Source organism: Methylomonas sp. BG-2, assembly GCF_057766305.1.
The window spans coordinates 1-5490 of record NZ_JBYMAP010000255.1 but is presented as its reverse complement, the minus strand read 5'-3'; the positions used below and the strand labels follow the sequence as shown (position 1 = coordinate 5490).

Genomic DNA, 5490 nt, shown 5'->3' with positions numbered 1-5490 from the left:
ATTCAACAGCTCGATCCGGCCGGCCGGATCAACCGCCGCGACGGCATCGCCAATACTCTTCAAAGTGGTCAGATAGCCCGATTCGCTGGCGTTTAACAAGCGGCGGTTGGTGGCGATCAGTTGGTGAAGACGATGGTGGAAGTAACTGAACAAGATACCTATGGCCAGAAACAGCGTCATCGACACGAATTGGGCCGGTTCGGCCAATTCGAACGAGAACGGCGGCGGAATGAAAATGTACCAGACTAGGCCGATGGCGCTGACCGTGGCCAACATGCCGCCTGGCCAGCCCCCCAGCCAGCCGGCGAAGAACACCGCGGGGGACATCAGAAACCAGGCGTAGGGCGAAACGATGCTCCAGAGGCTCCATTGCACGCCGGCCGCCACGACCGGTAAAACACCCGCCAATATCAACCGAAGCCCGCCTGGGCGAGCCTCGGCCGGCACCGGCGCTAAGGGTTCGGCGTGGCGGCCGTAGCGGGCTAACAGCAGGTAGAGCAGCAAGGTGGTCAAGGCCACGAAAATCCAGCCTTTTACCGTGCTGACGAAGGCGAATCTCGCGGGCTCGGGAAATAGCGCAACGATGGCTTCGTCCGAGAACAGTATCCATAAGAAGCCCGCCAACGCGTATAAGCCGACGATCTTGCCGATCTGGCCGCGGCTCAACACCGCCGGTTGGGTTTGCGTGAACGGTCTGGCGGCGTTGGGCGTCATATTGCTGTCCGGTTGGGTCGGCCGCCGCTCGGCGCTAAAGCGGGTCCCGGAATTCGGTGGCGATCATTTTGAAGCTCTCCAGACAGTGCGCGAAACTGTCGGTAATATCGGGATCGAAATGCCGCCCCCGGCCGGCCATGATGATGTCGGCGGCTTCGTCGAACGCGATCGGTGGTTTGTAGCTCCGTTGGGATATCAGTGCGTCGAATACGTCGGCCAACGCCATGATGCGCGCCGAAATCGGTATCGCATCACCTTGCAAGCCCTCGGGGTAGCCGCTGCCGTCCCATTTTTCATGATGCCAATGCGCAATTTCCTTGGCCAGCGCCAAAAACGCCGCCGAGGCGTGAACATCGCGCTCGGCGCGTTCGATGGCGTCGCTGCCCAGCTTGGCGTGGGTTTTCATGATCTCCCATTCGGCGGCGGTCAGCTTGCCGGGTTTGGTAAGAATATAGTCGGGAATGCCGACTTTGCCGATGTCATGCAGCGGTGCCGATCGCGTCAACAATTTAATATAGGTCGGCGTCAAGGTCTGGCTGAAACGGGGATGGTTCCGCAAGCTTTCGGCCAAGGTTCGGACATAGCCTTGGGTGCGCAACAAATGTTGGCCGGTTTCCGGGTCGCGGGTTTCGGCCAGATGGGCCAAGGCTAGAATGCTGACATTTTGGGTCAGTTCGTTTTCGGCCATCCGTTTGCCGATTTCGTTCTCCAGGAAGGCATTTTGATCGGCGAGCCAGTCGCGGGCCCGTTTGGCTTCGAGTTGGGCGGCGACCCTAGTCAGCACCACGGCGGGCTGGATGGGCTTGGCGATATAATCGGCGGCGCCGAGCTGTAGGCCGTATTGTTCGTCGCGAGCATCGTCGAGCGCGGTCAGAAAGATCACCGGAATGTCCGCGCTATCGGGCGCGGCTTTCAAGCGGGTCAAGACTTGGTAGCCATCGAGTTCCGGCATCATGACGTCCAATAGGATCAGGTCCGGGCGCGGGGGCTGGTCGGCATAACGTAGCGCGGCGGCGCCGGAATTGGCGGCCTTGACGCGATAGCCGGCGCCCTGAAGCAACGCGCCGAGAATGTGCAGATTCTCGGGCATGTCGTCGACGATCAGTAGCGTGGCGGGTTCTGCGCTGGCGGGAGCTATCACGGTAAGGCCTCGGTCGGGACGCGGTAACGCGAAGTTTGGGTGGCAAACACTACCGCTTCCGTCGGAGAATTGCAAATGGCCCTCGCCGGGTTCGCCGTCGCCGGAAAATATCGTTTGGGGTGTTGCGTTGGCCGGAGGTTTTAAGGATAATGCGCAGCTCTTCAGCCCACGGCTGATGTTTTATGGTTACTGTGTCGGTCCTCTCGCAACGATACGCTGTAAACCCCGCCAGGTCCGGAAGGAAGCAACGGTAGCAGCGGATTCGTGTGCCGGGATGCGGCTGGCGCAGTAGCCGCCCAAACCTAGCCTACCCGCGCTGCCAATGGCTTATCAGGTCCTCGCCAGAAAATGGCGTCCCAGCAACTTCTCCCAGCTTGTCGGCCAGGAGCATGTCAGCCAATCCCTGATACACGCGTTGCGTCACGACCGCCTGCACCACGCTTATCTGTTCACCGGTACCCGCGGCGTCGGCAAAACCACGGTTGCCCGCATCCTGGCCAAGGCCATAAATTGCGAAAATCTCCAGGATTTCAATCCCTGCGGCGAGTGCCCGGTATGCCAAGCCTTCGAGCAAGGCCGCTTCATGGATATGATCGAAGTGGACGCGGCGTCGCGCACCAAGGTCGAAGACACCCGCGATCTGCTGGACAATGTCCAGTATGCGCCGAATCAGGGCCGCTATAAGGTTTATCTGATCGACGAAGTCCACATGCTGTCGGGCCACAGTTTCAACGCCTTGTTGAAGACGTTGGAAGAGCCGCCCCCGCACGTCAAGTTTTTGCTGGCCACCACCGATCCGCACAAAATTCCGGTCACGGTATTGTCGCGTTGTTTGCAATTCAATCTGAAACGGCTGGCCCCGGAACAGATCGCCGCGCAGATGCAATTCATCCTGGAACAGGAACAGATCGGTTTCGAAATGCCGGCGTTGAAAATATTGGCCCGCGCGGCCGACGGCAGTCTGCGCGACGGCTTGAGTCTGTTGGATCAAGCCATCGTTTACGGCAGCGGCAGCGTTGTACATGCGGCGGTGGTCGGCATGCTTGGCACCGTGGCGAGGCAGCCGGTCGAAGACTTGCTGCGGGAACTGGCGACTGGCGACGCCAAGGCCTTGCTGGCCAAGATTGGCGATATTGCCGAACTGTCGCCGGATTTCGCCGACATCTTGCAGCAAATGCTTAGAGTCTTGCATCGCGTCGCGCTGGTGCAACAAATTCCCGATTTCGTCGATGCCGAGTTCGATCAAGCATTTCTCGGTCTATTGGCGCGGACGCTGGCCGCCGAGGACGTGCAACTGTACTACCAGATTGGTTTGCTCGGTCAGCGCGATCTGCCGCTGGCGCCCGATCCGCGCACCGGCTTCGAAATGACCATGTTGAGAATGCTGACATTCCGGCCGAAAACGCTCGATCAGCAGCGGCGAGCCGAGACGCCGCCGGAATCGGCGGTGACCGCCGGCCGGCCATCAACACTCGTCAAAGAACCCGCGCCGGTTTCCGAACCTGCGGCGGCTGTCGTAACATCCGCCGAGGCGGCGGAACGGCCGATCGCCGTCGAGCCAAAGCCCGCGACGTCCATGGTTCCGCCACACTCGCTCCGTCCGGAGCAATGGCCGGAGATTATCGCCGCATTGAACATCGGCGGCAGAGCCAGGGAGTTGGCCAACAACTGCGTGTTGGACGGCATTGACGATCGCGCTTGCCGCTTGTTGCTGGACCCGAGTTTTCATCAGGTCGGCACCCGGGCCGAGGATACGCTACGCAGCGCGCTGCAACAGTACTTCGGTCGGCCAATCAAGCTGGAGATCGCCGCTCGGGCCAGCGATCAAATGACGCCGGCGCTGCAAATCCAAAAAGCGCGGGAAGACCGGCAGCAAGCCGCGGTGGACGCGATCAACGCCGATCCGACCGTGCAAACCCTGAAAGATACCTTCGGCGCCCGGATATTGCCCGGCAGCATCGAGCCGATCAACTGAATTGCGGAGAGACGATGAAAAACGCACTCGCGGGCATCATGCAACAAGCCCAGAAAATGCAGGAAAACTTGAAAAAAGCCCAGGAAGAACTGGAAAACATGGAGGTGCTGGGCGAATCCGGCGGCGGCTTGGTGACGATACTGATGACCGGCAAGCGCGAAGTGCGCAAGGTCAGCATCGATCCCTCGCTGGTCGGCGACGACAAGGATATGTTGGAAGACTTGGTGGCGGCGGCGATCAACGACGCCGTGCACAAGGTCGGCAAAATGAAGAAAGAAAAAATGGCCGACGTCACCGCCGGCATTCCGATTCCGCCCGGATTTCAAATGCCGTTCTAAACCATGGCTAACCAGGGTCTGCTGAAGGAATTGATCCAGAGCCTGTGCTGTCTGCCCGGCGTCGGACCCAAGTCCGCGCAGCGGATGGCCTTCCATTTATTGCTGCGCAACCGCGAGGGCGCTCGCCAACTCGGTAAATTGCTGGAAAAAGCCGTCGCCGAAATCGGCTATTGCCGCGATTGCCGTACCCTGAGTGAAACCGAAGTTTGCGAAGTTTGCGCCAATCCGCTACGGGAAAACGACACGCTGTGCATCGTCGAGAGTGCCGCCGACGTTTGGGTGGTCGATCAGGCCACCACCTTCAAGGGCAAATACTTTGTGTTGCACGGCCGCTTGTCGCCGCTGGACGGCATCGGCCCGGACCAACTCGGCTTCGACCTGCTGGAGCAACGCATGGCGTCCGGCACGTTAAAAGAAATCATCCTGGCGACCAATTCCACGGTGGAAGGCCAAGCCACCGCGCATTTTATCGGCGAAGTTGCCGCCAAGTTTGGGATACAAGCCACCCGCATCGCTCACGGCGTACCGATGGGCGGCGAGTTGGAATTCATCGATAGCGGCACGTTATCGGCGGCATTCAGCGGCCGGCGCGAACTTTAAAGGAGAGCTCATGAGCGATTGTTTGTTCTGCAAGATGGTGGCCGGCGAAATCAAGCCGGATGTGGTCTACGAAGACGATAAGGTTCTGGCCTTCCGCGACCTGCATCCGCAAGCGCCGCTACACGTGTTGGTGATTCCGAAACGCCACATCGCCAACCTAAACGATCTGGACGATGCCGAGCTGGGTGGTCATCTGCTGCAAACGGCCGCGAAAATTGCCAAGGATCTGGGCTATGCCGACAGCGGCTACCGCACCGTGTTGAACTGCAACGCCGACGGCGGCCAAACTGTTTTCCACCTGCACCTGCACCTGCTGGCCGGCCGGGCAATGCATTGGCCGCCGGGATAGTGGTGGTCTATGGAAAATCCAAGGACGACGACCTGCTCTTCGGTGTCTGTTAATCTATTTTCATAATCTCTGAATGTTATTTCGGCGATGTTTTTTTATTGGCAGAGAATGAAATCGCTAGCATAAGAACTCCAACCAGCATGAATACAAAAATCTTGAAATTGGTGTTTATGCTATTAAGGTCTACAAATAAAATCTTGAAAATAGTTAAGGCAAATAGCCCGAAGCCAATGTTCTTTTGGTCGTTATCTGAGTTGTTTTTAACGCCTGAATATATCATCCAGCCAGCCAAGGATGCCCACCAAACTGTCGTGACAAAGCCGCGAATGCCTTTGATGTTTTTACTCTCCGTGTCAATATTAAATGAATTGAA

7 protein-coding genes and 1 other RNA gene are annotated in these 5490 nt (G+C 58.4%); 5 read left to right on the top strand and 3 right to left on the bottom strand.

Features of this window, described 5'->3' with window-relative positions; genetic code table 11:
• A partial coding sequence (locus AC3B8H_RS17975) for a DUF4118 domain-containing protein (RefSeq protein ID WP_488442917.1) occupies window positions 1-714 on the bottom strand: 714 nt, incomplete at its 3' end.
• A 34-nt stretch (window positions 715-748) separates the two neighbouring features.
• Window positions 749-1855 (bottom strand): response regulator, encoded by a 1107-nt coding sequence (locus AC3B8H_RS17970; RefSeq protein WP_488442916.1) that lies wholly within the window; start codon window positions 1853-1855, stop codon window positions 749-751.
• A 192-nt stretch (window positions 1856-2047) separates the two neighbouring features.
• On the opposite strand from AC3B8H_RS17970, the gene ffs reads away from it, so the two are divergent.
• The 5 genes from ffs to AC3B8H_RS17945 all read left to right on the top strand — a co-directional run bounded on the left by ffs (window position 2048) and on the right by AC3B8H_RS17945 (window position 5117).
• Window positions 2048-2144: signal recognition particle sRNA small type (ffs, locus tag AC3B8H_RS17965), an RNA gene on the top strand.
• Between the two features lie 33 nt (window positions 2145-2177).
• Window positions 2178-3830, top strand: a complete 1653-nt coding sequence (gene dnaX, locus AC3B8H_RS17960) for a DNA polymerase III subunit gamma/tau (RefSeq protein WP_488442915.1) — start codon at window positions 2178-2180, stop codon at window positions 3828-3830.
• 14 nt (window positions 3831-3844) lie between these two features.
• On the top strand, window positions 3845-4168 hold the full coding sequence (locus tag AC3B8H_RS17955) for a YbaB/EbfC family nucleoid-associated protein (protein WP_064030769.1): 324 nt from the start codon (window positions 3845-3847) through the stop codon (window positions 4166-4168).
• A gap of 3 nt (window positions 4169-4171) precedes the next feature.
• Window positions 4172-4768, top strand: a complete 597-nt coding sequence (recR, locus tag AC3B8H_RS17950) for a recombination mediator RecR (protein ID WP_488442914.1) — start codon at window positions 4172-4174, stop codon at window positions 4766-4768.
• A gap of 10 nt (window positions 4769-4778) precedes the next feature.
• Entirely contained in the window at window positions 4779-5117 is a 339-nt protein-coding gene (locus AC3B8H_RS17945; protein WP_064030767.1) for a histidine triad nucleotide-binding protein, read from the top strand.
• A gap of 76 nt (window positions 5118-5193) precedes the next feature.
• Here AC3B8H_RS17945 and AC3B8H_RS17940 read toward each other — a convergent pair.
• Window positions 5194-5490: DUF2339 domain-containing protein (locus AC3B8H_RS17940; protein ID WP_488442913.1), on the bottom strand; the 297-nt coding region annotated here is incomplete at its 5' end.